This is a genomic window from Streptomyces alfalfae, assembly GCF_004127445.1.
GTDB classification, from domain to species: domain Bacteria; phylum Actinomycetota; class Actinomycetes; order Streptomycetales; family Streptomycetaceae; genus Streptomyces; species Streptomyces alfalfae.
The window spans coordinates 440,454-465,902 of record NZ_QEXM01000043.1; the positions used below are offsets into that span (position 1 = coordinate 440,454).

Genomic DNA, 25,449 nt, shown 5'->3' on the forward strand with positions numbered 1-25,449 from the left:
ACCGCCCCGCTTAGGAGGTACGCCATGATTCCTCGTCCCCCTCGCTTTCCGGGCCCACCACCGCCGAGGCCGGTGCCTGGGCGGACGTCTTGGTCCGCCGGCAACTCCTCCACGCCGTCGTCCTCACGCCGACCGGGCAGTGGCTCGTCCAGGACCGTCCCAACAGACCGGTTCGCGTCCTTGCCAGCCCAGCCGATGTCCTCGCGCTGGCCGCAACCATCCAGCAACGCACCCGCTCTACGAGGCCCGAATCCCGATGACGAACGCACCCAAGAACGGCACCACCCCGGAACCTGATCCCGGCTCCAACTCGGTCTCGGGGCGAGCAAGTTATCGGCCAAGACACTCTTCCCCAACGGGGAAGCGCGTCTTGGCCAGTGCCGCCCCAGAAGCGGCGGAAGCGGTCCGGCACCGGGGGGTGCTGGACCGTCAGGCTGCGACCGAGGGCGGGTCGCAGCCAGAGGAGAAGCCTGTACCGCGTCGCGAGCGCCGCGCTGTGAAGAACGCCTCACGCAAGCGCTCGCCGAAGCCTTCCGTCAACAAGCGCACCTACGTGTGCAGCGTGCGTCTCAACGACGACGAGAAGCACCGCATTGCCATCGCAGCCGCAGCAGCCCGTACGAGCCTGCCTGCGTTCCTCGCCCGCAGCGCACTCGCCGCCGCCCATGACCCCGAGCATGCCGCCAGTGCCATCGCCGGCGAGCGCGAACTCATCTCCGAAGTATTCGCCGCCCGCCGCAATCTCGGCCAGGTCGGCAACAACCTGAACCAGATAGCCAAGGCCATCAACTCCGGCGGCCAGCCTGCGGACGCCCACCTCGACGCCGTGCTGACCGCCGTGCGACGGGCCACCGCCCGCGTCCAAGCCGTCGCCGACCTTCTCCTCGAACACCGCTAGGAATCCCACCCGTCATGGTCCCCAAGATCCACAAGCGCGGGAAGCGCACCATCGGCCTGATCTACTACCTCTACGGCCCCGGCAAGGCCGAGGAACACATCGACCCGCATCTGGTGGCGTCATGGGATCACGCCGCCCCTGACCCCGGTCGCGACGCGCAGGCCACCTACCAGCGACTCCAGCAACTCCTGGACCAGCCCCTCGCGCTCCTCAATGACAAGCAGCGGGCGAAGAAGCACGTATGGCACCTGTCGGTGCGCAACGGTCCGACCGACCGGATCCTCACGGACGAGGAGTGGGGCGACGTTGCCCGCCGCATGGTGGCCGCCGCCGGCATCGACGACCCCGACCAGGGCGCAGGCTGCCGGTGGGTCGCCGTCCGGCACGCCGACGACCACATCCACATTCTTGCGACGCTCGCCCGTGAAGACGGCTACCGGCCCGACCTGGACCGCGACGCCGACCGGGTCCAAGCCGAGGCCCGGCGCTTGGAGAAGGAGCTGGGCCTGCGCCGTCTCAAGCCCGGCGACGGCACCGCAGCGAAGCGGCCCACCAGCGCCGAACGCCACAAAGCGATGCGGCAGGGTCGCGAGCGCACCGCCCGCGAAGAGCTACGCGAAACCGTACGACGCGCGGTGAGCGGAGCGCGGAGTGACGAGGAGTTCTTCGACCGGCTCGCCGCCGCCGGCCTCCTGATCCGCAAGCGCGCAGCGCCCTCCGGTGACCTGCTCGGATACAAGGTTGCCCTGCCCGACGACGTGAACAAGGACGGCGAGCCGGTGTTCTACCCCGGCGCGCGCCTGGCTCCCGACCTGTCCTTGCCTCGCATCCGCGAGCGGTGGTCCGGTGATGCGCAGGATGTCCCTGCGGCCCGGCGGGAGGAAGCGATTCGTACGGGGCCGGGCAGTCCGGCCTCCGCGCGCCGCGGCACGGCATCGGCCGTGTGGCAGGCCGTGCTCGTCGTCGAACACGGCGAGGACGGGGTCGCCGCCGCCCACATCTCCGCGGTCGGCGAGGTCCTGGACGCCCTCGCGAAGACATCCGCCGCTCACACCCGCCGCGAACTGCACGACGCCGCAACGGCCTTCGAACGGGCCTCGCGCTCTCACGTCCGCGCCGTACGCGGGCACGATCGAGCCCTGCGGCAGGCCGCCCGCGACCTCGTCCAGGGCGGCCCGGCCCTCGGCCGCGGTGAGGACGGAGCCACCACGGCGATGGCGATCGACATGCTGTTCTTCCTGATCACCGCCACCGCGCACTGGCACGCCAGGAAGGGCCACGCCCAGCAGGCCGAGGCCGCCACCCGAGCTGCCGAACACCTGCGCACCGCTTACCAGGCCGCCTCTGCCCAACCGCTCGGTGTGCTATACCAGCGCGGCCGACGTCTGAGCCGGCCGGTGCTCCAGCGGCAGACCGCGCTGCTGCGCGAGGCGCTCCCGGAACTGGCCGAGCAGATCCTCGCCGAACCCGGCTGGTACGCCCTGGCCGCGACCATCACGGAAGCCGAAGCCGCCGGCCACGACCCGGCCGCCTTCCTGTCCGACGTTGCCGCTCGGCGCGACCTGGGCACCGCGGACTCCATCAGCGACGTGCTCGTATGGCGGATGCGGCGGACAGCCGACCTGCCCGCCGATGCCTCCCAGCTTCCCGAGACCAGCACCGCAGTGAACCGGTCCGCGACGCGCAGGGCGACGACCAGGCCCTCCGCGCCCGGCAGGCGGCGCAGCGGAGAGGAGTCACCGCGTCGGGCCCGATAAGTACACCGGACGGCACGCAGGCTCCCCGGATCGCCGCTGTGCCGTACCGAGACATGCGTCGTGGCCTCCTCGTCACCCGGGCAGCCGAGAGGCCACACCCGTGCTGACCTGGCCGAAGGGACTGTGGACGTTGTGAATTGAAACCGCCGAGGGCGTGGGGCACGATCATGAAACGCGCAGGACGAGGTGCCAAGGTAGAGGAGGACGCCAGGGTGTTTCACCGAATACGCCGCAGGGCGAAGGGGCCGAGCGAGGCTCAGAAGCGGTTCGCCGAGCTGCACGCGCAGATGCAGGGACAGGTCCCGCCCGGCATCGGAGTGCCGGCGCCCGAGCCGCAGCCCGCCGAGCCGACCGCCATCGTGGACGACTTCCTCCCGCCGGAGCTGCGGGTGCCGAGCCACGACCAGGTCGAGGGCAAGATGATGCCGTGGAAGCAGCCCCTGGTCCTCGACGGCGAGATGGCCACCTGCGCCGAGTGCAGCGCGTACCGGGACTGGCTCATCCTCTCCACCCGCGGTGAGATCTGGCTGCGCTGCAGGGCCGGACACCAGCAGCTGGAGACGCGCATCGACACCGCCTGGTACAACCGGCACTCCGGGCCGGCGGACTCGACGCACGCCACGTTCGAGGACTGCCTGCGCCACCTCGGGCACTGACCACCACTCCTACGACCCCACCGGGCCCGAGGGCCCGCACTGACCACCCGTCGCCTAACACCAAGGGGTCAGTTCCGTCATGCGCGTTCGCGTCGCCACCACCGCACTCGGCATCACCGCCGCCCTCCTCGCCGTGCCCGCCTGCTCCACCGACACCACTGGGTCCGAGCACCGGACCTCCTCCTCCCGTACGGGAAAGCCGACCGAGGTCGCCCAGGAGCCGGCCGCGCTCTCCTCGGCCGCGCTCGAGTCCCGCCTGCTCGACCCGCGCGACCTCGGCAGCGGCTACCTTCCCAAGCCGGAGCGTCCGGCCCAGCACGATGACGTCACCGTCCTCGGCTGCCCGGCCCTGAGCGAGCTGGGCGGTGACGCGGCAACTGGCGGCACACTCGCCTTCCCGCACAAGGCGAAGGCGGACTTCACCTACGGCTACAGCTCCTCGGAGATCTCCGAGGAGCTATACAGCGACAGCGTGAAGAAGCTCTCCGATGGCACCGGCCGGATCTTCGACGCCATGACAGGCTGCCCGGCCTATCAGGTCGTCGCCGGTGGCACCCAGGTCGACGTGACCTCGCAGAAGCTGCCCGCGCCCAGCGTCGGCGGTGATGAGCGGTGGAGCCTGCTCCTGACGTTCATCGCCGGGGGCCGGAGCACCGTGGTCAAGCAGACCGCGATCCGCGACGGCAGCCTGCTGCTGGTCCTCTCCGGCTCCCCGGCCCTCGTCGACCGCCACCTCGACAAGGCCCTCGCCAAGGCCACGGCAACGAGCTGACCTGCGTGCACGTCACGCTGCTGCCTCCGACCGTCGCGGTCGGGGGCAGCAGTGCGTTATGGGCTAAGCGCTGACGACCCGACCGGCCACTTCGCCCGGGAAACAAGAAAGTCCGGCACCCCCAACTGGGAGGATGCCGGACTGCGATCGTCGAGAGGGGTGCGCGGGACGCTAGATGGCCGGCGCGCGCAGGAGGCGCTCCTGGGTGACCTCGGGCAGGACCCGCCGCAGGACCGGTGCGGTCGAGCTGAGGGAGGCGACGAAGGCGGCGACGACATCGTGCGGGACGCTGGCGGCGAACGAGGCCACCCACAGAAGCGGGGCGCCGAGTACGGGCTCGGCCCACGCCTGCCATCCGGCCGGTCTCGTCTCGTCGTCCTCGGCGGACAGGGCCCGTGGGTCGCCGTCCTGGATGAGGGGCGGCACCTCCCCCAGGCTGATGTGCGAGGTGAACGTGGGGTCCGTCGCCGCCGCCTGGGGTTGGTCGATGTCGCGGAACCAGCCGTGGGCGGCGACAGCGTCAAGGACCAGGTCGGGTCTGGCGAGCGCCGAGGCAGGCTGGTTGCTTGCGTCGAGCGCGAGGAGGAAGTCGACCACCGCCTCGCCGGGGACGTCGCGGGTGAAGTAGGCCGACCACTGGGCGAGCGGGCTGCTCGCCTCGGCTCGGGCGGAGATCTGCCAGGCGATCGGCAGCCCGCCCAGGTGGAACGGTTCGTCCGCCAGGCCCCACTGGGCCCAGCGCAAGGCGTCGGGGCTGATGTGCAGGACGGTGCTGCGCAGGACCTGGCGGTCCTCCGGTTCCTCGTCCGGCTCGTGCCGTCCGCGGACGATCGTCAGGCTCGTCCAGCCCAGGCCGGCGAGCGCGTCGGTGACGACGTCGTAGAGGCGTCCATCGTCACCGGCCAGGTGCCGGGGGCCGACCCAGAACGCGGGCTGGCCGCAGCGCGGGGCGGACGGGTCGGGCGGAAGATCGGGGTACAGGGGCGCCTCCAAGGGCTCGGTGTGGGTCTAGTTGCCGCCGGCACGGCGGCGAGGGCGGCGCGGGGGTGCCTGGACGGGGCCCTGCCACGTCAGGGCGATGGCGACCTCCGGCGGAAGGTGGCCGAGCTGTGCGTCTGGGTCCGCCCCTTCGGCGAGGTAGACGACGGTCTGGCCGGTCTCGTCGACCGACTGCAGGACCTGCGCCAAGCGGTGCGCCATCGGGAAGAACGGGTTCATGGCCTGGCGGACCGGAGCGCTCCGGTCGCAGCCAGACAACAGATCGATGAGATCGCCGATGGTCATCTCCGGGGACGTCACGGACAGCCTCCTGGGGTTCGAGGGAAACGGGGGCGGTGGAGCCGGGCCGGCCTACGGCACCGCCAGCGCTCATGGGACGGGCGCTATGTATCGGTGGCCGCGTGGTCAGAGGCGGCGTGAGGTCTCCAGCACCCTCGCCACGGTGGCGGCGACGATGTCGGCCGGCGACTCGGTGTCGAACGACAGGTGGTAGCCGCAGACCTGGGCAGTGCCGGCGACAGCGATCTTCCACCCCTCGCCGTCCGTGCCGGGTCGGCCCTGCGGAAACCAACCGAGGTAGAACCGGCCATCCTTGGAGCTGACGTGAACGTCCGCGCGATCATCAACGATCAGGTGGAAGTCCTCGGCCGAGAACTGGTCCATGACCAGAGTCGGCTGACCGGGGCCGAGCTGCCACTCCCGCAGCCGCAGGGCTTCGACGGTGGTGGAGAAACCGGGGCCCGCAGGGGCTACGGTCACGAGCAATCACCTCTCTGACCTGGGGTTTCTAGCAAGGTCGTCTACGTTGACATGCCCTCGCACCCGTTGGCCAGGCTTTCCGAGATCTTTCCTGTCTGCCCCCGGCGAACTGTTGTCCGTTGGCACCGAACCCAGTCGTTTTGCCATCGAACCGAGCCCCGCCGATTCCGGCATGCCTCTGCCAGCAACAGAGCCGCGCCACCGTGACCGCGACGGACACGCTCCGGCGGCCCGTTGGGGGAGGGGAAGCCCTACGGCCGGGGCTTGCAGGGCTCCCCGTAGGTCTCGACAACGTCGCGAGCCTGCCAGGCCAGTCGGTAGGCGAGGACGTAGTAGCAGCGCGCCAGCTGCAGGGCGCACACACGCAAGACCTCCCAGCTCGATGCGATGGCCCGCTTCGGGTCGCTCGGCGCGACGCCGACCGCGTCCTCAAGGCTCAGGCCGGTGACGATCTTGGGGATGTCGGCACTGGTGCGCACGGAGGTGAGCCAGTCGGGTACCGGCTGCACCGCGGCCGGTCGCCCCCGGGCCGCAACCCACCGATCACGCAGATCGTCTGCGTCTGCGCCGAGCGCGGCGGCGAGCCGTTCCACCACAGGCCAGGTGGGCAGGCGGCGCCCCGCGAAGGCGTCGCTGATCGTGCTCTTGCCGTACCCGGTCTGTGTCGCCATGTGCCGTGTGGAGGGGACGCCCGCCGCGGCGTGCAACTGGCGGAGATGGTGGGCGAAGCCCTCAACTGCGGTCACGGCAACCTCCGGTGCTGCGTCTGTGCCCGCCCAGCGTAGAGGCGTCCGGTACCGCTGTCCGGCCGTGTCCGGCATCCGTCCGGACACGGCCGCAACCGTGCCGGAGTGCTGTCCGGACGCCCGTCGGACACAGTTTTGTTGACGTTGCCGCCCCGCAATTGGTCGTCTCGGGCACCAGGCCCGGACACGCAGGCGCAGCGGTGAGCTGCACGTCCCGCCGGGGTCGAAGCCGAGTGGGCCCGCTCCCGCGCGCAAGCCAAGGCAAGGAAGAAGGCCGCCTGATGAGCACCCCGACGCAGCAGCCGGAGCCGTACCCCGTACCGCCAGCGCCCCGGCCGGGCGCGACGCGTGTGACGGGCGCCACCGTACTCGGCGGAGGCGCCGCGATCAGCGCGCTCACCTTCGTGGGCGCCCCATGGTGGGTGGTCACCATCGCCACGCTGCTCGCGATCGTGACACCCGGCACGATCCTCTTGGTCCAGGCCGTCGTCCCCCAGGACTCCGAGCACAAGCGCGACCTCTGGCTGGCCCTGATCCGGTTCCTGGAACGCCGCCGGAGGACCAGCCGGAACCGCCGGTGAGCACCCGCCGACGCCCCCCAAGCGCCACAGCGCCGAGGAAGGGCCCGACGGTAGCGACGACCTCGGGCCCCTCCATTGCGGTAAGCGTGCCGGAAACCAGCGGCGCGCTCACCGAATGGTCAGGCCAAGACAAGATTAACAACCAACCTGGCTATCTATGGCACGCAGTTCGCAACATATAGCACACAACTGGGGCATTCAGCAACGAACCCTGTCGCCTCGGCCTTTATCGCAGTGATGTCGGACCGGCCAGATAGACTTCAGCCGGTCTTGACGAACGAGGAACTGAGAGGAGGAAGTTGACTGAGATGAGCGAGCCCGAGCCGCCAACGCCAGGATCGTGTGACCTTGAGCTGGTAATCGCCACCAATCAACTGGATGTCGGGTTCGACATCACCGGCGTTGAATTGTTGATCCTCGAAGAGGAGATTCACCAAGCAGTTCGTGACCCGCGAGTTCGTGAGGCCATGACTCTGGGCTGGGATTCTGACGACTTCCGGAAGATCTTCGAAGAGCGGCTACTGGGCAGCAAGGCTCACGCTGGCCCGGCACTCACGTACGTACATGCCGAAAGCGCGAAGACCCGACTCGCGAAGGCAGCGGACGCCCTTCGCGACGCGCAAGGTGTTCACGACCCAAGTCTCGTATCTGAATATCTCGCTGCCCTAGCAGATCTGCTCGCCTACTACGTGAGCTTTCAGCGCCGCAGCTTGATGGCTCTACTCGCGTCGTTGACGCCAAGGCCGGCTGACTGCGTGAACTGGGCACCGCGACCTCTTGATAGATCACCCCAGGTCGCTCCTCGCGGCCCAAACCCCGCCTTCCCCGTGATCAGTCTTCGGGGCGGGCGCAGCGCGCTGGGGAGCGCCGTACTAGCTGCTTAAGCGACCCGCCGACCGTCGTAAGCCGGAAGGTGCAAGTCGTGTTCTTTCTGCCGGATTCTGCCCCGTGGTGGGCTCTCTTGGGCATCGCATCTTTGTTCATCGTCGTGACCGGTGTGGGGGTTGTCCTGCGAGCGGTCTGGCCGCAGCGGTCGAGTGACCGCAAGGAGCTGCTAATGCAACGTCAGCGCGCGCGAGAGCAAGAGCGCAAGCGTCGTGAGCGTCGGCAGCAGCGGGAGGTAGAGAACCGGGAGTGAGTGGCGGGCGGCATGGGGGATGACAAGCTCAACTTCCTCCCTCCGCAGGGGCCTCATCGAAAGGTCGAGCCTAAGAACCGCGTTGTTCCTAGAACCTTCGACTCATCTGCGCAATGGCGCCCGTTCAGAGGTCATCTCAACTGGCTTGATCACTAGAGCTGTGGCCGTGATGGCGATGGTGGAGCGTCTGATGCCGAATGGGCTGTGGGTGCTGTTCCAGCGGGTGGTTCCGGCCGCTCCGGTGCAAGCCCAAGGTGGCGGCCGGCGCAGGTATGGGGATCGGCAGGAGCTGGCGGCCATCGTGTTCGTGGCCACGACAGGCCGAACCCCGGCGGCAGCTGCCGCCGGGGTTCGGGGAGACGTGTTGGAGTGCTCGCCTTAGCCCGGCACGATCGTTCATGAAACGCTGGCCCGCCAGGTTCCGCCGAGTTCGGCAAGATGCCTGCGCATTGCACCGCGCTGCTCCTCAAGGTCCTGCGAGGCGGGAGACAGAAGATAGACATTGTCTCGGTAGGGACGGAATCCCAGGCTCTCCCACCCCTGGGCAATTTTGGCGTTCACGCGGTCCCACTCGGCTCTGGCCGTCAGCCGATGGCTGCTGAGATCGGTGATGCCGGGCGAACAGGCGACGGCCCGGCAGCCGGCCATGAGCCGGGTGATCACCTCGCAGGCAAGCACGGCCGCCAGGCCGTGCCCGCGCCATGGCGGATCCAGCGTCACGCGATTCATGACGAGCAGCGCTGAGCCGACGTACTCCAGCCGTTCGCTGACTTCGTCGGTGAAGGAACCCGTCTCGGGATCAAGGAGGGCCTGCGCGGTCTCGTACAGTTCCTCCGACTCCTCCTCCATGGCCCAGTAGGCGTTGCGGCCTCGGTCGAGGTGCACCCGGTAGAACGTCATGGAGCCGACGGCTACATCCTCGACCGTGCACGAGGAGCAATCAGCAGTCGCACACCCGCTGGGGCTGACGGGCTCGTGATGTTCACCTTGGGCGCGTCGTCGGTGCAGGATGGCCACGTTCCAGCACTCGAGCGTGTCAGCCTTGAGGGTGTCCCAGAGTCCGTCTTCGTAGGAGATGCGCAGGTGTAGCTCGGAGGGGTCGCCTGGCAGCGGGGAGGGCTCGATCACGGCCGCAGCGTAACGAGGTGTCCGCGCGTTCGTGAATAACGGACCCCCAGCTCAGGGCTGGCATGCCCACGCCTACGCCGAGGCGAGGAGTTCGTGCGCTGGGACCCACGGTCCCTCGCCTAGCTGAAGGCCGGCTGTTCCTCCTGATTCGTCCGCGGCAGCTCACCGCACGCGCGTCACGGTGACCACGGCGTGCCTCGTCGTCCCCGCCAGCACCTCGACGAGTAGTCCGGGCTCCGCCGCTGTGAACGACTCGCCTCCGGCCGCCCGACCTCGCGCGGCCGGGGCATTGTTGACCAGCGCCGCCGCGACTTGCGCGGCCAGCTGCGCCCCGAGCCGCTGAGACAATGCAACACGGCCGTCAGGCAACCGCACTGCCAGCGCCCGCGGCCGACTCGCCGTCCCCGTGAACCCCACCACTTCCGCGTCGAGTGTCTCCGCGTGTCTGACCTTCTTCCACGACGACGACCGACCCGCCCGGTACGGCGACCGCCCCGACTCGCCACCACCCCCTCCACACCCGAGCCGGCCAGCGTCTCGTACCAGACCCTGGCGACCTCCACGTCTTCCGTCGCCGACACTGCTTGAATCGGCGACCCCTCCGGCAGCCCGGCCACCATGTCCAGCATCAAGGCGCGTCGCTCCTCATACGGACGCCCCCGCACGTCCCCGGTGGACAACGCCAGAACGTCCCACACGATGAGCAGCGCAGGACGCCGCGCCGCCAGCTCCCGCGACCGTGCCGGCGAGGAAGCCGCCCGAGCCTGAGCGGCCTCGAACGACACCCGCCCGTCAACCACGACGACCGCCTCGCCGTCCAGCACGACACCAGGTGACAGAGCCATCCCCGCAACAGCAAGATCCATCCAGGGCGTAGTCACGTCCCGACCCGACCGCGCTTGAAGCCGAACCGTCTCAGCCAGCCGCCACAACACCGCCCGGTGACCGTCGAGCTTCACCTCGTACCACCAGCGCGGACCGGTCGGCAGCTGTGGCACCAGCTCGGCCAGGGCGACGTCGACAGGGAACTCCACCCCGCCACCTTCAAACGCCGCCCGCGCCGCCCGCGCGCCGGACTACTCCAGCAGGCCCAGCCGTGTGTCCGGCCGACACTTCGAGCACGCCGGAACCTGCTGACGTATCGCGTCGCGCGCCTGATCCCGCGTCGCCGGCATCTGACGCTTACCCGGGTCCCAGCAGTCCCCCGTATGCACCGCCACCAGGCTGTGCCGGTCCAGGCCCCGCTCGATCAGCCACTCCGGGAGCGGCGGCCGTCGCTCTTCGGCCTGCCGCCGCTCGGCCTCCCGACGCTCCTCGTCCGCGATCCACCCATCGAGCTGCCGAAGGCTCGCCCGCGCCTGCTGCTCGACCACGCGGCGCGTGAACTGCAGCAGTTCCAAACGGGACGGAGTATCGCTCACACATTCGATTATAGAGGGGCGGTTTTCAGACGACCTCCGCAGGGCATGCAGTCAACCCCTCCCACCTGGTCTTTTTGATGAACGTGCAAGGTCTAGAACCTGCCTTATAGGCCGCTGACCACAAGTTTCCGTCCGTGATCATCCTCAAACTGAGAATGTGTCATCCCGTCCTTGGCTGGCGGGAAACCATCGGAAATCCGGAGGGTCCACCCCTTCGCATAGCGTCTGCTGAACGGACAGAGGCCGCCCGGACAGGGGCGGCCTCCTCGCATCCGCACCCCTCACAGCGGCAAGCAGTAAGGACGGGACAGCCCCATGGAACCACAGCCTTGGAAGAGCCTCGGCCGCATCGAGTGCCGGCGCCCAGGCGTCGCCGACGTCACCCTCACCGGCGCCGTCTGGTGGCTCCTCCACACCCAGCCGCAAGTGCACGAGCTGATCGCCAGCACTGCGGCCCTCCTGCTCCTCCGATGCGTCCGCGTCCACAACCCGGCCGGAGTCCGCCGGTAACTCGACGCATCACGGCGGCCCCCAGGCAACCAGGCGTGGGGGCCGCCGCCCTCATGCATCACCCAGCCGACAGGCACTGCGCATTGAGCCAAAACACGCACCGAGGCCCCCGCACGGGGGAGGACGCTGTTGGCGGTCGCCAAAAGCGTGTCCATCTGGGGCTGCGGGGGCCCGTGCAGTGAAGAAGGGTGGGTGCAGTCAGCTCCCAGTGGAGTCTTCTGTGTGGCTGTTGCTGTGACTGGGCGTGTCACGGCGAGGGCGCCTCCGCCTGCCGCGATCAGGACGGCCGCTCCGCCGATCAGCCACGGCGTGGCGTCAGCGCCGGTGTGGGCGAGGGAGGCCGTCGGCGTCTTCGGTGTGGAGTCACCGACCGGGGTGGCAGCGATCGTGGAGGAGTCGGGTTCCGGTGTGTCGCTGTCCGATGCGGACGGCGTGGCCCTTCCTGTACCGCTGTTCGGCTTGCCTGGCCTGGAGGAGGGGGTGTCGGTGGGCGTGTGCGTGGGCTTGCCCGAGGGTTCGGGCTTCGGGGTGGTGGTGGTCTTGGCGTTGGTGACGGTCACGGTCACCGGGTCGCCGGGAGCCGCGGTGAACGTCTTGGTCGGCTTGTACAGGTGGTAGCCGGCAGAGGCTTTGATCTCCTTGACCCAGAACTGGGCCTTGCGGCTCGACATGGGCAGCTCTCCGGAGGCCGTGCCCTTGGCTCCCGTGGTCAGGGTGAGCAGCGTCGAGGTGCCGGTGCCGATGTTCACGGTCGCGCCGGGCAGGAGCTTGCCGGTCTTGTCGTCCTTGGCCTGCAGGAGGACCTTGGCGGCCTTGAACGCGTCGGTGATCGTCAGCCGTGTGGTCGCGCCCGGGGTGACGATGACGTCCTGGTCGGCGACGACCTCGTGCAGCGGGCTGCCGGAGGCCGTCTCCTTGAGCCGGTAGACGCCGGGCGCGAGGTCGGAGAAGGTCAGCTTTCCCTGGGTGTCGGTCGTCCCGTGTCCGGCTTCCTGGCCGGCGGAGTCGAGCAGCAGGAATACGGCGCCGGGCAGGGCGTCTCCGGCGGTGTCCTTGGTGGTGATCTCGACGCTGCCCGCGTCCGGGGCCGGAGTCTCGGCGGAGGCCGAGGGGGTCGGTTCGGAGGGCTCGGCGCTCGCGGTCGGCACCCAGGTGAGGGTGCCGGCCGCGGCGACGGCGAGGGCAGCGGCGGATCGGACGAGACGTGCGTGCACGAGAAAGAAGACTCCCTGATCGGTCGGGGTCAGTGGGTGCGGCCAGTCGTATGGCCGGTGGGCGGCATCGCGGAGGTCGGACGGTTGAGTGGCTGCGGCGCCCCAGCGGGTGCGACGTAGAGGTGACGGCGGGTGTGGAAGGGGATCTGTTTCACGGCCCGGTGCAGCGGTTCGGTGGAGATCAGCGAGGCGGTGAAGGCCGCGGCGAGGGTGGTGGGAGCGGCGGCGGAGAACTGGGCCTGCCAGTGCGGTTCGCTCGGGTATCCGCCCCAGGCGCGCCAGGTAGGGCCTTCGGAACGGGTGGTGGCGTACCGGTGGCGCACGCCGCCGAGGCCGTCCGGTGGGAGGAAGGTCTGTGTGCCGTCCGTTTTGACGCTGTGGCTCCAGCCGCGGGTGAGGAGCGGCGTGTACACCTCGTACGGGGCCGTCGCGTCCTCGAACAGGTGGGTCTGGTCGCTGTGCCGGTCTTCGAGGTATAGGTCGAGCAGTTCGGCGTGGACGTCGCGCAGGAGTTCGGCGGGGGTGGTGGCGTCGAAGGTGATCTCCCAGGCCCGTGGGCCGAAGGGGACACGGTCCATGCCGATGGTCCACGTTCCTTGGCCTCGCTCCTCGGGTTTGGGAGTGAAGCGGGTCCACAACCGGGCGCAGGGGCTGATGGCGAACACCATCCCATCGAGTCCCTGGTGAAGGTGCCAGCCCTCGTCGAAGGGGAAGGCCCAGATCGTCTTCAGGTCTGCTTGGCCGGGACCTGCAAGGTGACGCGGGAGGACCCTCACGGTCTGGGCGGGGTCGAGACCCTTGAAGGGGTCGTAGGGCGGATCGGGCAACACGAGGAGAGGCTCCTGCTAGTGGCTGGCGCGGTGTGCGGGTTTCGGGATGAGGATCAGCGGGTGCGGGCCCCGGCGGGGGCGGTCGGCGGGGCCGGAGTTCTGCGCGACGTGCGGCCGGCCGCTCGCTTGGGCGCGGAGGCGGCCCAGGCGCCGGGGAACCAGACGGCCGTGTACTGCTCGATGGCATCGCGCAGCCCGCTGGTGACGGCCCCGTCCCACGGCGGGCGACCGGGGCGGTGGTGGGTGTCGAAGGTGCCGTACTGCTTGGTGTTCGGGCGGGTGTGGTTGGCTTCGTCGCGGCGGTGGAAGGTTCCGTGCTCCACGAAGCTGAGCGCCACCGCGTCGATCTCGCCGCGGTCCGGGTGGACGACTGCGACACGCAGCCCGCCATAGGTGTCCGCGTGGATGGTGCGGGTGAAGTCGATCCGCAGCCGTAGCGGCGTGCCCGGGACGGGAGCGGCGTAGTAGGTGTTGCCCACGACGGCGTGGTCGTGGAAGGGGAGGCACAGCTCGGTGAAGAACTCGGGGGCCTGCAGGGACACGAAGGTCTCCGGTCGGGGATTGGGCTGCGGTCAGCGGCGTGGTCCGGGTAGGGCAGGTCGGCTCGTGGTGCTCCAGCGCGGGACGCTGGCCGCGGGAAGCGCGGCCGGGCGGCGGGACGCGGCGGCCCGCCGGACGTCGAGGGGGGTGGGCGATGGCCGACTCGGCGGGAGGATCGGGGAGAGCTGGGCGTGGTCCTTGACGTAGCTGGAGGTGTCGTCCCGCCATCGAGGCAAGGGTGCGGGGTCGGCCACGGCCTCGGTCACAGCCCGCAGAAGGGCGGCGGGGGTGTCGGTGCTGGCCGTGATGTACCAGAAGGGCCGGGCTGAGGAGGTGCCGGCCCACAGGTGCCAGCGGGCGTCGCGAGTGTCCAGTTCGATCGCCGGGTCGAGGTCGCCGGTGGTGTACTCCAGCGTGGCGAGCCCGCCGGGTGCGGTGATGGCGAAGGTGCTCAGGTGCGGGCGGTTGAACTGCCAGCCTCGGTTGATGAGCGGGTCGACGGCCAGGAAGGGGTCACGGTCGGCGCTTCCGGCAAGCGGGCGGGCAAGGTAGTGGTCCGGGCCCTGCCGGTACGCCTCGGCAAGAGCGTTGGTAAAAGCGGTGACGAACTCCGTGGGCGCGGCGTCGTTGAAGCAGACACCCCAGGCAGGCGGACCGAAGGCGTCCTTGTAGGCGTTGATGCGCCACAGTCCGTCGTCATCGCCTTCGGGGAGATAGCCGAGGCGGACCTTGCCGTCGGGCGCCGTGAGGTAGGCGTTGCCGAGGTCGTCGTGGTGCAGATCCCAGCCGAGGCCGCGTAGCGGGTCGAGGCCGGGGTCACCGACCGCGGTGGAGCGGGCTAGGTGGCGTGGGGAGACGTAGACGTCGCCGTCGATGGTCTCGTGGTCGTCGTGAAGCACTGAATCCTAGGGGGAGGCGGGGTCAGTTGGAGGACTGCAGGGCGGCTGCGAGGTCGGTGGACCGACCGGTGTAGTGCAGGGTGCGCAGGCCCAGGCGGCGGGCGGCGTGGCAGTTGTCGGCCCGGTCGTCCACGAAGAGGACGCGGTGGGGGTCGGCGCCGGTGGCGTTCATCGCGTGCTGGTAGGCGGCCGGGTCGGGTTTGCAGACCTGGAGCCGGGCCGAGTAGAAGGCGTGGGTCATCAGGCGGCGCCACGGGTGGCGGTCGAGGACGTCGCTGAGGTGGCGGGGTGCGTTCGACAGCAGGACCAGCGGCAGACCGGACTCGTGGGCGTGGTGGAGAACATCGACGACGCGTTCATCGGTGGACGTCCACATATCGGTGTCGGCGTCGCGGAGTTCACGCAGCCGGCGGGCGCCGGGGTGGTGGCCGAGGACCGTGGCCCAGTACGCGAGGTCGCTGAGCTGGCCGGCGTCGTAGGCGGAGCGGGCGTTCCAGAAGGCGTTCTGGAAGGCGGGGAGGTCGTCGGGCCACAAGGCGGTGTGGGCCAGGCGGAGCCACTGGTCGGTGGTGGGTTGCAGGCCGATGACGCCGTTGTAGTCGAGGATGACGGCGTCCAGGCCCGCCTGGGCGGCGGCAGGGGTCAAGGGGCGGTGTTCTCCAGGGCGCGATGGGCGAGAGCGGCGACGGCGGCTGCGAGGAGGGCGGGCAGCAGCAGGGCCGTGGACAGGGTGGTGGCGCTGGCCAGGGCACCGATGAGGGCCGGGCCGGCGAGAAGGCCGAGGTAGCCGGTGGCGGTGACCGTGGCCACGGCCTTGGCGCCTCCGGCTCCGGCCGCGGTGATGAGCGAGGGGACGGTGGTGGACAGGCCGAGTCCGAAGACCGCCCACCCGGCCAGCGCCAGCGGGGTACTGCTCCCGATGACGCCGATGGTCAGTCCGGCCGTGGCGAGAACGGCACCGGCCCGTACGACCGTCGGGGCGCCAAAGGCTGCGGTGAGCCGGTCTCCGGTCAGCCGTCCCGCGGCCATGGCCGCGCTGTACAGCGCGAACGCGGTGGCACTCGCGGCCGTCGGGGCACCCAGTGTGTGCAGGTGCACGGCTGCCCAGTCAGCGGCGGCCCCCTCCCCCAGCAGGCTCGCAGCGGCCAGCGCAGCCAGAAGCCAGAGCTTTCCCGGCGACGGAACCAGGGGCAGCTTCCCAGCGTCGGCGCGCATTGCGGGGCGGTCCGCGCCGCTCAGGCTTCGGGTGACCGGCACCGCAGCGATCGCGATGCCGGCCAGGAGGGCGCCTGTTGCGGCGAAGAGAGTGCTGTGCGCGGCGTGGGCGGTGAGAGCGGCCAAGGCGGCACCGGCCAGGGCGCCGAGGGAGTAGGCGGCGTGAAGACTAGACATGATGGGACGGCCGACGGCGTTTTGGCAGCGGACGGCCGCGGTGTTGGCGGCGACATCGAGGACGCCGTGCGCAAGGCCGAACGCGAGAGCCGCCGCCAGCAACCCGGACAGGCTCTCGCCTTGGCCCACCAAGACGAGGCATCCAGCCAGGGCAAAAGCCCCGGTGCTGAGCAGCGTCGGGAGCCGCTCTGGGCGGGCGTAGCGGCCTCCGAGCTGCAGTCCGGCGACCATGCCGACGGCGGCGGCCAGCAGGACCAGGGCCAGCCCTGCGGTGCTGAGGTGGGCAGCCTGCTGCACGGCGGGCATCCGGGCGCCCCACACCGCCATGATGGCCCCGAGGCCGAGGAAGTACCCGGTCAGCAGCGCCCGGCTGTGCCGGTCGGCCGCAGACACCACGCTCACGCCGCGGTGCTGCGGGTGCTGGGGGTCCGGTCGAGGACCGCGGTGACAGCGCGAGCGGCCTGCTGAGCGCGTGCACGCGCCTCCTTGCCGGTGGCGGCGGTGGTGATGAGGTAACCGAGCCGCCCCGTGTACAGGTTTCCTCCGTCGGTGGGGAGGAGGAGCTGGTCGCCGGTGCGGCGCTGGAACTGCAGCCGGTCCAGCCACGTCGGGCATGGTCCGTCGTAGGTGAGGTGGGTGAGGGTGCCGGAGGTGTCCGGGTAGAGGAGCCGGATGGCTGCGGCCGAGGACCTGATGGGCGTGAGGTCGGGGGCACGGTCGCAGGCGATGTCGGCGGCGGCACGGGGCAGGCCGATGCCGGTGGCGAGACGCACGAGGTGGCCGATCATGTCTCCAGCCAGGCGGGCGTTGACCTCGATGAGACGGGGTCTGCCCTCGACGAGGCGCATCTCGATGTGGCTGACGCCGGCGATGATGCCGAGGGCGTTGATCGCCGCCCGGGCGGCCGGCGCGACGGTCTCCAGGAGCGGGTCGGCGGCGTCCACGCTGTGGGCCAGCTGCTCGAAGTGCGGCGGAGGGCTGAGGGTCTTGCGGTTGACCGCGACCACCGTGGTGATGCCACGGTAGGTGACGCACTCCACGGAGATCTCCGGCCCGTCGAGGAACTCCTCCACGAGGACACTGGTGCTCTCGGTCCCCTGCCCCGCGGTCCGTTCGGCTGCCCGGTAAGCGGCCGTGAGCTGATCACGGTCATCGACGCGGCGCACGCCGATGGCACCCGCGTGTGAGGCGGGCTTCAGCACCACGGGGTAGCCGATCCGTTCGGCGGCGGCTTCGGCCTCCTGGCGGGTACGCACGCTCACCGAGGCGGCCGAGGGCACGCCGTGGCGGGCGAACAGCGAGCGAGCGGTGGCCTTGTTGCGGCACCCCTGCATCACTTCGGGTGCGGTAGTGGGCAAGCCGAACTGGCGGGCGAGGCGGGCGGTCGGGACCACGTTCCACTCGTCCCAGGTCATGACACCGGCGAGGTCGTGGCGTCCGGCCAGGGCCCGGCCCCCTGCCAGCAGCGCGGCAGGATCGCTGAGGTCCACGACGGCGTGATCGGTGATGTGCGGCTTCTCCCACGACGGTTCGGTGCCGGTGAGCAGCACGACGTCGTAGGCGTCGGCGACCTGCTCCAGGCAGTAGCCGCGGTAGTTCTCATCTCCGGGAGCGACGACAAGTACAACAGGGCGAGCGGGCAAGAGGGAATTCTCCGTATCGAGGGACGGCAGGGCAGGGAAAAGGGGGTGTCTCAGGCGGCGCGGCGACGGCGCAGCTCGAACGCATCGACCCAGTGGGGGTGTTCGTCGATCAGACGGCGGGCGTAGAGAGCGGTGAAGTTGTTGTTCAGCCCGGCGACGCCGTACGGGAGTTGGCGGCGAAGGTCTTCGAAGAGGTCCTTGAGGCTGATCCGGGTGGCGCCGGCGGCCAGGCGGCGTGCGGCCATGCGTTCGAGGGATCGGTACACGTGCGGGTTGCGGGCATCGAAGGCGTGGAACTGCTCGCTGATGGTGCGGCCGGTCGCTCGGTGCGACCCGAGGGCGGCGATGGTCATAGGGGTCCTCCACGGGCGGGACAGCCGGGTCAGGCGCGCAGGGCAGGGTCGGTGTGCAGGCGGGCGAAGGCGCAGAACAGGCCGAGGGTTTGCAGGGCGGCACAGGCGGTGATGACGTGGCCCAGCGCGTCGGGCGGGGTGAGCGCGGTGAGCACGCCGGCGACGGGGAAGGGCAGCAGGAGGATGAGGATGGTGGCCGACAGGGTGCTGCCGAACGCCTCCGGGGGGATCAGGCGGGAGCGCAGGGTGCGCAGGACGACCGCCAAGCCGCCATCGGCTGCCATCAGGACCGCGACCATGACCAGGTAGGACAGGTAGTCGGGGGCCAGGGCGGCAGCGAGACAGGCGAGCGAAGCGATGACGGAGCAGGCGACTCCCACCGGCCACAGGCCCAGGCGGTCCAACGCGAACCGGCAGATGGTCACGGCCACCAGGGTGGCCGCCGCTGCGGCGGACCACACCAGGCCAACGGCTGTGGTGGACTGCCCGAAGTGCTGCACGACAATCACGGGACCGGCGGCCTGGAGAAGGCCGATCGACAGGTTGGACAAGGTCAGCCCGGCCACCAGCCAGCCGAGCGCGGGGAGCGCGCGGATGGTGCGCCACCCCGTGACGAGCCCGGCGCCGGGCCGCCCCTTGGGTGCGCGGGCCGGGGCGACGGGCGAGGGCGGTGTGCGCAGGGCGAGCAGCGCGGCGAGCAGCGAGAGCACGGTGACCACTGCGAGCATCGACGGCGGCCCGGTGAGCAGCAGCACGCCGGCGAGCGCCGGTCCGGCCAGGGTCGCGGTCTGGTCGATGCCGAGCAGGACGGCCTGGACACGGTGGGCCTGGGGTCCGGCTCGGCGGCCGGCGGCGGCTCCGGCGGTCTCGGTCGCGATGTAGCTGAACTCGGTGAGCACGCCGGTCGCCGCCGCCAGCACCATCACGGTCACGCTCGCCATGGCACCGGACGGGTAGAGGTACAGCAGGACCGCGCCGCCGGCGAGAACCAGCGCCCGCCCCAGGGAAGCGAGGTGGAAGACCACCGCGGCGCCGCACCGGTCGACGATCGATCCGGCCCACCCGAACGCAGCCAGGCGCGGGATCCACTCCAGCGCGAAAGCCGCCCCGGTCAGCGCGGCGGAGCCAGTCGTGGCCAGAACGAGCAACGGGATGCCGTAGGTGGACATCGCGAACGCCAACGCGTCCGCCGTGCGCGGCAGGTAGATGCTGCTCATCAGCCCGGCAGTGTGGCGGGCGTGCCGGGGTGTGACCGCTGCGCTCACGCGGACCGCACCGGCTCGGGCACCCTGGGCACCTGGGGGTGGTCGGCCAGCCACTGGATCAGGAGCGTGCGGGCACTGGCCAGGTCCGCCTCAGTCTCCGCATTGGGGCCCACGTCGGGCAGGGGTCCGGGGCGGTCGGCGTTCTCGGGGGTGAGCGATGGTGCCAGCAGGCCGAGGGCATGCTGGACACGGCTGCTGAAGTCGCAGACGGCGGCGGGGACCGAGTGGCGCCGCGCCCACCGGGCTAGCGCGTCGTACAGGTCGGCCAGCTCCATTCCGGATTCCGTGAGTTCCAGACCGGCACCGGGCGCGACCCGGACGAGGCCGTGGGCGCGGGCCGTGTCGGATGCACTGCGCAGTTGGTGCGCGGAAAGGTCGGGCAGGGTGCCGGCGAGCCGTCGCGGCGGTATGGCGCCGTTGTCGTCGATCTCGGTGACCAGGCGAATCAGGGAGGGCGAGGCCAGCAGGTCGACTGCGTGACGTGCTGCGGCAGGGGTGAAGGAAGTGTTCATCGGCGCGGGCCTCCCGCCGGGATGGCCGCGGTCGGGCGGCCGACGGCGGCGTGCGAGAAGAGGTCGCGGTGGTGCCACGCCGGGGAGGACCCAACCGCCCGAGCGGATGGCAGCGCCGCAGGTGCCGGCCGTGATGGGCTGCTTACCCACGGCCTCGGCGCGCTCTTGGCCTGCGGCTTCCCCCAGACGGGGTGGTGGGCCGCCTGGTCGAGGGGCTGCCCGGCGGCCCAGGCTGACAGCGTGCCGAGCACAGGACCCAGGCCGTCGCCGGCGGCGGACAGCCGGTAGGGCCGGCCGTTGCCCTCGGTGTCGGCCAGACCGTCGGCAACGAGCTGGCGCAGCGGTGGATAGATGTTGGTCCAGTCGCTGCTGGGCATCACGATCCGGGCCAGAACCCGGCCGCTGACCTCGTTGCGCGACTTGAGCACCCACAGGATGGCGGCGGCGTGGCGCCGGGTGAGCAGGGTGAGGCTGTCCTCGATCTGCTCGATCGCGGGCAGCGGGCGGTCGGCCTTTTCCAGGTGTTCCTCGGCCCAGGTGACGATCATCGGCAGGACCGGTAGCAGCGCAGTGGCTCGCTCGGTGTGGCCATAGGTCACGTGCCGTGCGGTGTGTTCGGTGCGCTCGACGAGTCCGGCGTCGCACAGCGCCTTGAGCTTGGGGTGGAGCTGGCCGTTCTGCAGCCAGGACACCCTGGCCGCCAGCTCGCTGTAGCGCAGCGGCGGGCCAGAGAGGGCCAGCAGGATCCGCACGTTCCAGCGCGGGGTGATCATGGCGAGGGCCTCGGTGACCCGGGCGATGTCGGCGTCGGTGTCCGGGGGCAGAGCGGTGGTGGCCAAGGGAGAAACTCCTGGGTGAATGAAGAAGGGGGTCGCCGCGGGTCAGCGGCTGCGCGCCGGACTCGGGGGCACGAGAGACGGCGCCGGAGCAGGCGGCGAGGAAGTCGGCGGCGTCGGGGCTGGAACGCGGGCCAGGCTCTGCAGGACGGCGGTAACCGATGTGGCCTGGGCCTCGCGGACAGCGACGGCTTCGGCGAGCCGACGGGTGCCGTCGAGGAGGTGGGAGACCTCCTGCGGGCCGATCTGCCGCTCAGGGTGAAGGACCCGGCTGAGGTGGTCGCGGTGGAAGTTGATGCTGCGCTCGGCCAGGGCGAGAGCGTCGTGCATGCCGAGCAGGGCGGACAGCATGCCGGGTGGCTGCTCCTGTGCGTGAGCTTCGAGGTCGGCGAGCGGTGCGCCGTACAGGTCCTCAATCCGCCCAGCTATGTCGGTGGACGTCAGGTGGGGCAATCGGGGGCTTTCACGGTCGGCGGCTCCGGGCCGCCCCGGCACGCTGGGGTGCCGGGGCGGCAGACGGGGGCAGGGTGGCGGTGGCCCTGAGCTGCGCCGTGCGGACAGGCCGGGTCTGCCGGTCAGGTGGCGGCAGGGTGCGCAGCAGCTCGCCGAGGGCGGCGCGATAGCCGTCGCGGGCCTCCAGTGCCGCTTCCAGCCACTGCGCGTCGAAGCGGAGCGTGTCCGCCGACAGTTCGCCCATGTCGCGGGCGGGATCCATGTCGGCGTGGACGCGGTCGCGGACGCGGGCGACCTGCTCCTCGGTGAGCGCCAGGAACGAGCGCAGCTCCAGAGCGCGGGCGAGCGCGGGCGAGGCATCGTGGCCGGACACCGCCTCGTACAGCTCGGGTACCGGGTTCCCGAAGACCTTCTGCAGGTCGGTGTCCATGGTGCTGGCCTTGTCCCGGCTCATCGGGCGGACCTTGCCGGCCGCCACGCCGACGCCGACGCGGGTGTCCCTGCCGGCCGGTTGGGGGCGCTGGTCTGCACCGCCGGGCCACTTCGGGCCCGGAAGCGGGCCAGGCGCTCTGCGGCGAGGTCCTTCTTCCCCGGAGCGTCCGGGTCGAGAAGCCACCGCACGACCATGGCCCGGCCGTCGCGGGCGGTGACGGCGGCGTTCACCCGGTGAGCGAGGCCCATCGTCGGGTCGTCGACCTCGCTGGGCTGGGTCTCAAGGGCTGCGAGGAGGTCGTCCTCCGCGCGCTCCAGCACGGACTGGGCCTCGACGAGAAGGCCGTGCCACTTGACGACGTCGGTGGCGTCGGGGTTCGCGGTCGGAGCGGCGGCGACCGCGGCCTTCAACTGGTCCATGCCCATGTCGAAGCGAGCCTCAATCCGTTCGGTGAGCACGCCCACGACATCCGCAGACTCCTCGGATATACCGTCGGTCACAAGGGGTTCTCCTGTTCTGGAAAGGCCGGTGCCTGGGGGGGATGCGAGGGGCGGCTGTAATCGGCGCCCCGCCACTGAGCGGGACGTGCTGGATCCGGTCAGTCAAGGCACATGCGGACATCTCGGTAGACGTAGGTGCCGGAGACCCAGCCCTTTACGCCGGTCGTCTTGTCCGTGATGTAGAGCCAGTTGCCGCTCTTCTTGGCCACGCTGAACTTGTGGCTCTTGTAGAGCACGCCGAGCGCGGTGGACTTTGAGCTGGCCTTGGACCGGATGGTCACGGCCTTGGCGTGCACCGTGTACGGGAGCGGCGGGAGGTTGTGGCAGCTCAAGGCGGGGATGGCGGTTGCTGCGGTGGGTAGGGTCGCGGCGCTGGCCGGGGTGGCGGACAGCGCCGGCAGTGCGAGCGCGCCGAGCATCGCCGCGAATATGGCAATTCGGGTGGAGCGCATGCGGAAGAAACCTCCGTGAAGGCACAGGGAATGCGGGGAAGGCGCCGCGGGAGTTGTTCCGGCGGCTGTATAAGAGTCCGGAGAATCGCCGGTTTGGCTAACCGGCGATCGTCGGCTATGTTGCGTCGCCCGTGACTGGAATGGCGCTCAGCGCGAACGGCCTGGCGGGCGTGGGGCAGGGGCCTTCGCTACACCTGCCGGGCGGCTGGCCGCGGTTGCTGAGCGGGATGGTGGGAGTGGGCCGGCTTTGCCGGTGAGGCGGTCCTCGCACCACTGCAGGGCTTCGCCCACCGTGTCGAAGCCGCTTTCGCGCAGGGTGTGTGTCCAGGCGTCGGTGTCGATCTCTTCGACCACGACGCGAAACGGTGACGGGGCGCGCTCCTCGTCCATGGCGCGCAGGACCACGACGACGACCATGTCTTCCGGGTCGTCACGGGTGTAGGAGTAGCCCATGGCGTAGTGGTCGCCGTCTTCGGCGAGGCGTCGCTCCAGTGCTCGCGTGGCCTCGTCCGCCGGTGGCGGGCCCAACTCGGGGTCGAGGCCGATGGCGTCGGGTGGGCAGCCGCGGTGGATGAGCCAGGACTGCGCCATCGCGGGCAGCGGCAGCGGTGCGTGATCGAAGCTGAAGGTCTGTTCTTCGTGGTCCCGTTGCAGATGCACGGCGAGCAGCTGGGGTGTGCCGGGGTGTCCCCAGGTGGCTGTGCGGTCGAACAAGACGTAGTAGCTGTGCGGCCCGTCGTGGTGTTGGGCGAGAGGGACGAGCATGTCCTCGCGGACGGCGACCTTGCGGTAGAAGTCGAGGTACCTCTCCTCGTCGGAGTCGAGGTCGTCCAATGCGAAGTCGACGTGCGGGATGGTTTTCCGGGCCGGCGCCGGTTCGGTGGGGGACAACAAGGGGCCTTTCGGTGGAGTTCAGCGCCGCTTGACGGGAGTGGACGGCGAGACGCCGGGGCGAGCCGGGCTCTTCGGTGCATGGATCGTGGGGGTCCGGCGGGCGTCGAGCAGGGCGGCTCGTCCGGCGTCGGTGAGGGAGACGGGCTGGCCGGCGTGCACCGGGTGGCTGGTGTCCCGGACAGTCAGGCCGGCGCGTTCCAGCTGCTGCATCTGGGGGTAGGGGATGCGGGTGCCGGAGGAGGCGGTCACGGAAAGGCGGCCGGTCAGCAGGTGCTCGTGGAGCTTGGCACCGCCGGCGATGGCGAGCAGTGCCGCCCGGTCGTCAGTCGAGAGCCGCCCTCCATCGGGCGTCGATGCTGCGACGGCGGCCTCAAGGGGCACCAGGGCGGCGAGCACATTCTGGGCGGCGGTATCGCGCGCGTCGGCGGCTTCCTCCAGCTGGTCCACAGTGCGGTCGATACGTTCGAAGAGGGCGCCGTCGACCTGGAATTCTCCGCTCGTGAGCCGGTTGAGCAGTCTGAGGTAGAAGGTGACGCCGATCTGGGCGTTGGCCAGGGTGCGGTGCCGGTCGACCAGCTGGGCGTGCGGTTCGTCGAGGACGCCGCGGTCGCGGTAGGTCCACAGGGTGTCGATGTCGTGGCCGGTGACCGCTTCGAGGCGGTGGTCGAGCTGCGTGACCGCACGCCGGGCGGACGGCGCGGGTTGAGGGGGCAAAGGTGACGCTCCGTGCGTTCAGCGGGTGGGATGGTGCGCGGGATTGAGTGCGGGACGGGGCAGAACCGGCAGTCCGGTAGGCGGCGGGCCGGGCCGGGGCACGGGAGCACGGGTGGTCAGCTGCGGGGAACGCGAGCGGGCCGCGTGCGTCCGAGCGCTCAGCGGCCGACGGGTCATCCCCAGGCGGCGGCCGACCTCGTCGTAGACGTCGTTGCCCGCACGCGGCCGGATCGCGACCACGTGGATCTCCTTGGGGTGGGGGGATTCCGCAGGCGCCGGGCGGACGCCGTAGACGACGCGCCAGTCCTTGCGGCGGTCCACGAACAGCTTCCGGAATCCCTCCAGGTCGCCGTCGAGGCGCTGTCCGAAGCGCTGCGCGTTCACGACTTCCTGCAAGTGGGCGAGGGTGAGGTCGCGGATATCGCTGGGGGCCTGGAGGAGATCGGTCAGCGCGCGAGGGTCGAAGCTCAGGGCGAAGGCGGGCTGTCCCGTTCCCGCAGTCATGACGTTGGCTCGTCCGGCTCGGTGGCTTCCTCCGTGGCCGTCGTCTCGGTGCGCACGGACGGCGGCGGGCCGGGCAGGAGACGGTGCGCGGGCCGGTCGGGGGAGGTCATGCAGGCCGACAGCGGTCCGCCCGGCGCGCGGATCGCGGCGACGGCGTGGGTGAGGAAGTCCCGGTGCCACACGAACAACCCGGAGAGCCCGGCTTCGGGGTCCTTGTGCTGCTGGTAGGCGAGCCACAGGGCGTGGAGCCAGGCCACGACGTCGTCGTGTTCCTGCCACTGCAGGCACCAGGGCGCCGCGGTGGTGACCTCCGCCCCGTAGACCGGGAGGAAGAAGTCATCGACCCAGTCCGAGAGGGCGTCGAGTTCGTCTTCCCGTTCCTCCCCGTCGAGTTCCAGGATCGGGCGGGGCTCCGGCGGAGCGGCGGCCGGAGGCCCGCCGAGTCCCGGCATGCCGAACGCGGCGAACGGTGACCCGCTCGGCGCCGGCGCGGAAGCGAGGTGGTCGAGCTGCTGAGCCTGTTGCGCCGACTGCTCCATGAGCCGCCGCACGCTCGCCTCGATTCCCTCCAGCTGCGGATCCGGAATACGAACCGGCTCCAGCTCCCCATCGTCAGAGGGCATTGCGGATTCGGACATTGAAAGTTCGGC

At 70.5% G+C, this 25,449-nt stretch carries 32 protein-coding genes and 2 pseudogenes; 8 read left to right on the forward strand and 26 right to left on the reverse strand.

The genetic code is table 11. The features are described from left to right. The first annotated feature begins 496 nt into the window (after positions 1 to 496). The 4 genes from DCW30_RS37615 (at position 497) to DCW30_RS24905 (ending at position 4,083) form a co-directional block, all read left to right on the forward strand. Positions 497 to 898, forward strand: a complete 402-nt coding sequence (locus DCW30_RS37615) for a plasmid mobilization protein (protein ID WP_237283340.1) — start codon at positions 497 to 499, stop codon at positions 896 to 898. Positions 899 to 912: 14 nt separating this feature from the next. Then, complete coding sequence (locus tag DCW30_RS24895; protein WP_076683668.1) at positions 913 to 2,655, forward strand: relaxase family protein; 1,743 nt, start codon at positions 913 to 915, stop codon at positions 2,653 to 2,655. A 212-nt stretch (positions 2,656 to 2,867) separates the two neighbouring features. Further along, on the forward strand, positions 2,868 to 3,311 hold the full coding sequence (locus DCW30_RS24900) for a hypothetical protein (protein WP_076683669.1): 444 nt from the start codon (positions 2,868 to 2,870) through the stop codon (positions 3,309 to 3,311). Positions 3,312 to 3,390: 79 nt separating this feature from the next. After that, complete coding sequence (locus tag DCW30_RS24905) at positions 3,391 to 4,083, forward strand: hypothetical protein (protein WP_076683671.1); 693 nt, start codon at positions 3,391 to 3,393, stop codon at positions 4,081 to 4,083. Positions 4,084 to 4,254: 171 nt separating this feature from the next. On the opposite strand, the gene DCW30_RS24910 is transcribed toward DCW30_RS24905, so the two are convergent. The 4 genes from DCW30_RS24910 to DCW30_RS24925 all read right to left on the reverse strand — a co-directional run bounded on the left by DCW30_RS24910 (position 4,255) and on the right by DCW30_RS24925 (position 6,587). Further along, a complete protein-coding gene (locus DCW30_RS24910) occupies positions 4,255 to 5,076 on the reverse strand; it encodes an SPDY domain-containing protein (protein ID WP_076683673.1) in 822 nt (273 codons plus the stop codon). Between the two features lie 15 nt (positions 5,077 to 5,091). Next, positions 5,092 to 5,382: a hypothetical protein gene (locus DCW30_RS24915; protein WP_076683675.1), complete on the reverse strand. Its 291-nt coding sequence runs from the start codon at positions 5,380 to 5,382 to the stop codon at positions 5,092 to 5,094. A gap of 105 nt (positions 5,383 to 5,487) precedes the next feature. Further along, entirely contained in the window at positions 5,488 to 5,841 is a 354-nt protein-coding gene (locus DCW30_RS24920) for an SPDY domain-containing protein (RefSeq protein ID WP_076683677.1), read from the reverse strand. 251 nt (positions 5,842 to 6,092) lie between these two features. Then, positions 6,093 to 6,587 (reverse strand): helix-turn-helix domain-containing protein, encoded by a 495-nt coding sequence (locus DCW30_RS24925; RefSeq protein WP_076683679.1) that lies wholly within the window; start codon positions 6,585 to 6,587, stop codon positions 6,093 to 6,095. A gap of 281 nt (positions 6,588 to 6,868) precedes the next feature. Between DCW30_RS24925 and DCW30_RS24930 the strand changes: the two genes are divergently transcribed. From DCW30_RS24930 to DCW30_RS24940, 3 genes and pseudogenes are all read left to right on the forward strand, one after another. Then, on the forward strand, positions 6,869 to 7,168 hold the full coding sequence (locus tag DCW30_RS24930; RefSeq protein ID WP_076683681.1) for a hypothetical protein: 300 nt from the start codon (positions 6,869 to 6,871) through the stop codon (positions 7,166 to 7,168). 308 nt (positions 7,169 to 7,476) lie between these two features. Next, a complete protein-coding gene (locus DCW30_RS24935) occupies positions 7,477 to 8,052 on the forward strand; it encodes a hypothetical protein (protein WP_123985578.1) in 576 nt (191 codons plus the stop codon). A 423-nt stretch (positions 8,053 to 8,475) separates the two neighbouring features. Beyond that, positions 8,476 to 8,662 (forward strand): annotated as a pseudogene (locus DCW30_RS24940) (IS5/IS1182 family transposase); the annotation flags it as partial. 40 nt (positions 8,663 to 8,702) lie between these two features. Here DCW30_RS24940 and DCW30_RS36820 read toward each other — a convergent pair. The 3 genes from DCW30_RS36820 to DCW30_RS24950 form a co-directional block, all read right to left on the reverse strand. Continuing rightward, positions 8,703 to 9,434: a hypothetical protein gene (locus DCW30_RS36820; RefSeq protein ID WP_162933516.1), complete on the reverse strand. Its 732-nt coding sequence runs from the start codon at positions 9,432 to 9,434 to the stop codon at positions 8,703 to 8,705. A 176-nt stretch (positions 9,435 to 9,610) separates the two neighbouring features. Next, positions 9,611 to 10,468 (reverse strand): ATP-dependent DNA ligase, encoded by an 858-nt coding sequence (locus tag DCW30_RS24945; protein ID WP_335755764.1) that lies wholly within the window; start codon positions 10,466 to 10,468, stop codon positions 9,611 to 9,613. Between the two features lie 42 nt (positions 10,469 to 10,510). Then, entirely contained in the window at positions 10,511 to 10,855 is a 345-nt protein-coding gene (locus DCW30_RS24950; RefSeq protein ID WP_076683683.1) for a DUF6233 domain-containing protein, read from the reverse strand. Between the two features lie 315 nt (positions 10,856 to 11,170). On the opposite strand from DCW30_RS24950, the gene DCW30_RS38290 reads away from it, so the two are divergent. Next, positions 11,171 to 11,365, forward strand: coding sequence for a hypothetical protein (locus DCW30_RS38290; protein WP_076683685.1), 195 nt, complete (start codon positions 11,171 to 11,173; stop codon positions 11,363 to 11,365). A gap of 198 nt (positions 11,366 to 11,563) precedes the next feature. Here the strand turns inward: DCW30_RS38290 and DCW30_RS24960 are convergent. The 19 genes and pseudogenes from DCW30_RS24960 to DCW30_RS25050 form a co-directional block, all read right to left on the reverse strand. Then, positions 11,564 to 12,579: pseudogene (locus tag DCW30_RS24960) on the reverse strand (SpaA isopeptide-forming pilin-related protein). A 29-nt stretch (positions 12,580 to 12,608) separates the two neighbouring features. Then, entirely contained in the window at positions 12,609 to 13,247 is a 639-nt protein-coding gene (locus tag DCW30_RS24965) for an SPDY domain-containing protein (protein ID WP_237283533.1), read from the reverse strand. Positions 13,248 to 13,462: 215 nt separating this feature from the next. Further along, the gene (locus DCW30_RS24970; protein ID WP_076683688.1) at positions 13,463 to 13,951 is read right to left on the reverse strand and encodes a hypothetical protein; all 489 of its coding nucleotides are present in this window, start codon (positions 13,949 to 13,951) and stop codon (positions 13,463 to 13,465) included. Between the two features lie 30 nt (positions 13,952 to 13,981). Further along, positions 13,982 to 14,848: an SPDY domain-containing protein gene (locus tag DCW30_RS24975; RefSeq protein ID WP_076683689.1), complete on the reverse strand. Its 867-nt coding sequence runs from the start codon at positions 14,846 to 14,848 to the stop codon at positions 13,982 to 13,984. Between the two features lie 22 nt (positions 14,849 to 14,870). Further along, complete coding sequence (locus tag DCW30_RS24980) at positions 14,871 to 15,494, reverse strand: HAD family hydrolase (protein ID WP_076683690.1); 624 nt, start codon at positions 15,492 to 15,494, stop codon at positions 14,871 to 14,873. Beyond that, positions 15,491 to 16,642, reverse strand: a complete 1,152-nt coding sequence (locus tag DCW30_RS24985) for an MFS transporter (RefSeq protein ID WP_076683692.1) — start codon at positions 16,640 to 16,642, stop codon at positions 15,491 to 15,493. Before DCW30_RS24985 ends, DCW30_RS24980 begins: the two co-directional genes overlap by 4 nt. Continuing rightward, positions 16,639 to 17,883 (reverse strand): ATP-grasp domain-containing protein, encoded by a 1,245-nt coding sequence (locus tag DCW30_RS24990; RefSeq protein WP_076683694.1) that lies wholly within the window; start codon positions 17,881 to 17,883, stop codon positions 16,639 to 16,641. The genes DCW30_RS24985 and DCW30_RS24990 overlap by 4 nt, the downstream gene beginning before the upstream one ends. A 50-nt stretch (positions 17,884 to 17,933) precedes the next feature. Further along, positions 17,934 to 18,236, reverse strand: coding sequence for a hypothetical protein (locus DCW30_RS24995; RefSeq protein WP_076683695.1), 303 nt, complete (start codon positions 18,234 to 18,236; stop codon positions 17,934 to 17,936). Between the two features lie 29 nt (positions 18,237 to 18,265). Then, the gene (locus DCW30_RS25000; protein WP_418347023.1) at positions 18,266 to 19,453 is read right to left on the reverse strand and encodes an MFS transporter; all 1,188 of its coding nucleotides are present in this window, start codon (positions 19,451 to 19,453) and stop codon (positions 18,266 to 18,268) included. 44 nt (positions 19,454 to 19,497) lie between these two features. Continuing rightward, positions 19,498 to 20,013 (reverse strand): regulator, encoded by a 516-nt coding sequence (locus DCW30_RS25005; RefSeq protein WP_076683699.1) that lies wholly within the window; start codon positions 20,011 to 20,013, stop codon positions 19,498 to 19,500. Continuing rightward, on the reverse strand, positions 20,010 to 20,852 hold the full coding sequence (locus tag DCW30_RS25010; RefSeq protein WP_076683701.1) for a winged helix-turn-helix transcriptional regulator: 843 nt from the start codon (positions 20,850 to 20,852) through the stop codon (positions 20,010 to 20,012). The genes DCW30_RS25005 and DCW30_RS25010 overlap by 4 nt, the downstream gene beginning before the upstream one ends. Before the next feature lie 42 nt (positions 20,853 to 20,894). Further along, complete coding sequence (locus DCW30_RS25015; RefSeq protein ID WP_076683702.1) at positions 20,895 to 21,302, reverse strand: hypothetical protein; 408 nt, start codon at positions 21,300 to 21,302, stop codon at positions 20,895 to 20,897. Between the two features lie 10 nt (positions 21,303 to 21,312). Beyond that, positions 21,313 to 21,756 carry a hypothetical protein gene (locus DCW30_RS25020; RefSeq protein WP_076688691.1) on the reverse strand — a complete coding sequence of 148 codons (444 nt, stop codon included), beginning with the start codon at positions 21,754 to 21,756 and terminating at the stop codon, positions 21,313 to 21,315. Beyond that, positions 21,753 to 22,235: a hypothetical protein gene (locus tag DCW30_RS25025; protein WP_076683704.1), complete on the reverse strand. Its 483-nt coding sequence runs from the start codon at positions 22,233 to 22,235 to the stop codon at positions 21,753 to 21,755. The genes DCW30_RS25020 and DCW30_RS25025 overlap by 4 nt, the downstream gene beginning before the upstream one ends. A 98-nt stretch (positions 22,236 to 22,333) precedes the next feature. Beyond that, positions 22,334 to 22,654, reverse strand: a complete 321-nt coding sequence (locus DCW30_RS36825; RefSeq protein WP_076683706.1) for an SH3 domain-containing protein — start codon at positions 22,652 to 22,654, stop codon at positions 22,334 to 22,336. A gap of 180 nt (positions 22,655 to 22,834) precedes the next feature. Next, positions 22,835 to 23,581, reverse strand: coding sequence for a hypothetical protein (locus tag DCW30_RS25035; protein WP_076683707.1), 747 nt, complete (start codon positions 23,579 to 23,581; stop codon positions 22,835 to 22,837). Between the two features lie 18 nt (positions 23,582 to 23,599). Then, positions 23,600 to 24,295 carry a hypothetical protein gene (locus DCW30_RS25040; RefSeq protein WP_076683708.1) on the reverse strand — a complete coding sequence of 232 codons (696 nt, stop codon included), beginning with the start codon at positions 24,293 to 24,295 and terminating at the stop codon, positions 23,600 to 23,602. 18 nt (positions 24,296 to 24,313) lie between these two features. Continuing rightward, positions 24,314 to 24,799: a hypothetical protein gene (locus DCW30_RS25045; protein WP_076683709.1), complete on the reverse strand. Its 486-nt coding sequence runs from the start codon at positions 24,797 to 24,799 to the stop codon at positions 24,314 to 24,316. Further along, positions 24,796 to 25,338 (reverse strand): DUF4913 domain-containing protein, encoded by a 543-nt coding sequence (locus DCW30_RS25050; protein WP_076688693.1) that lies wholly within the window; start codon positions 25,336 to 25,338, stop codon positions 24,796 to 24,798. The genes DCW30_RS25045 and DCW30_RS25050 overlap by 4 nt, the downstream gene beginning before the upstream one ends. Positions 25,339 to 25,449: the final 111 nt, after the last annotated feature.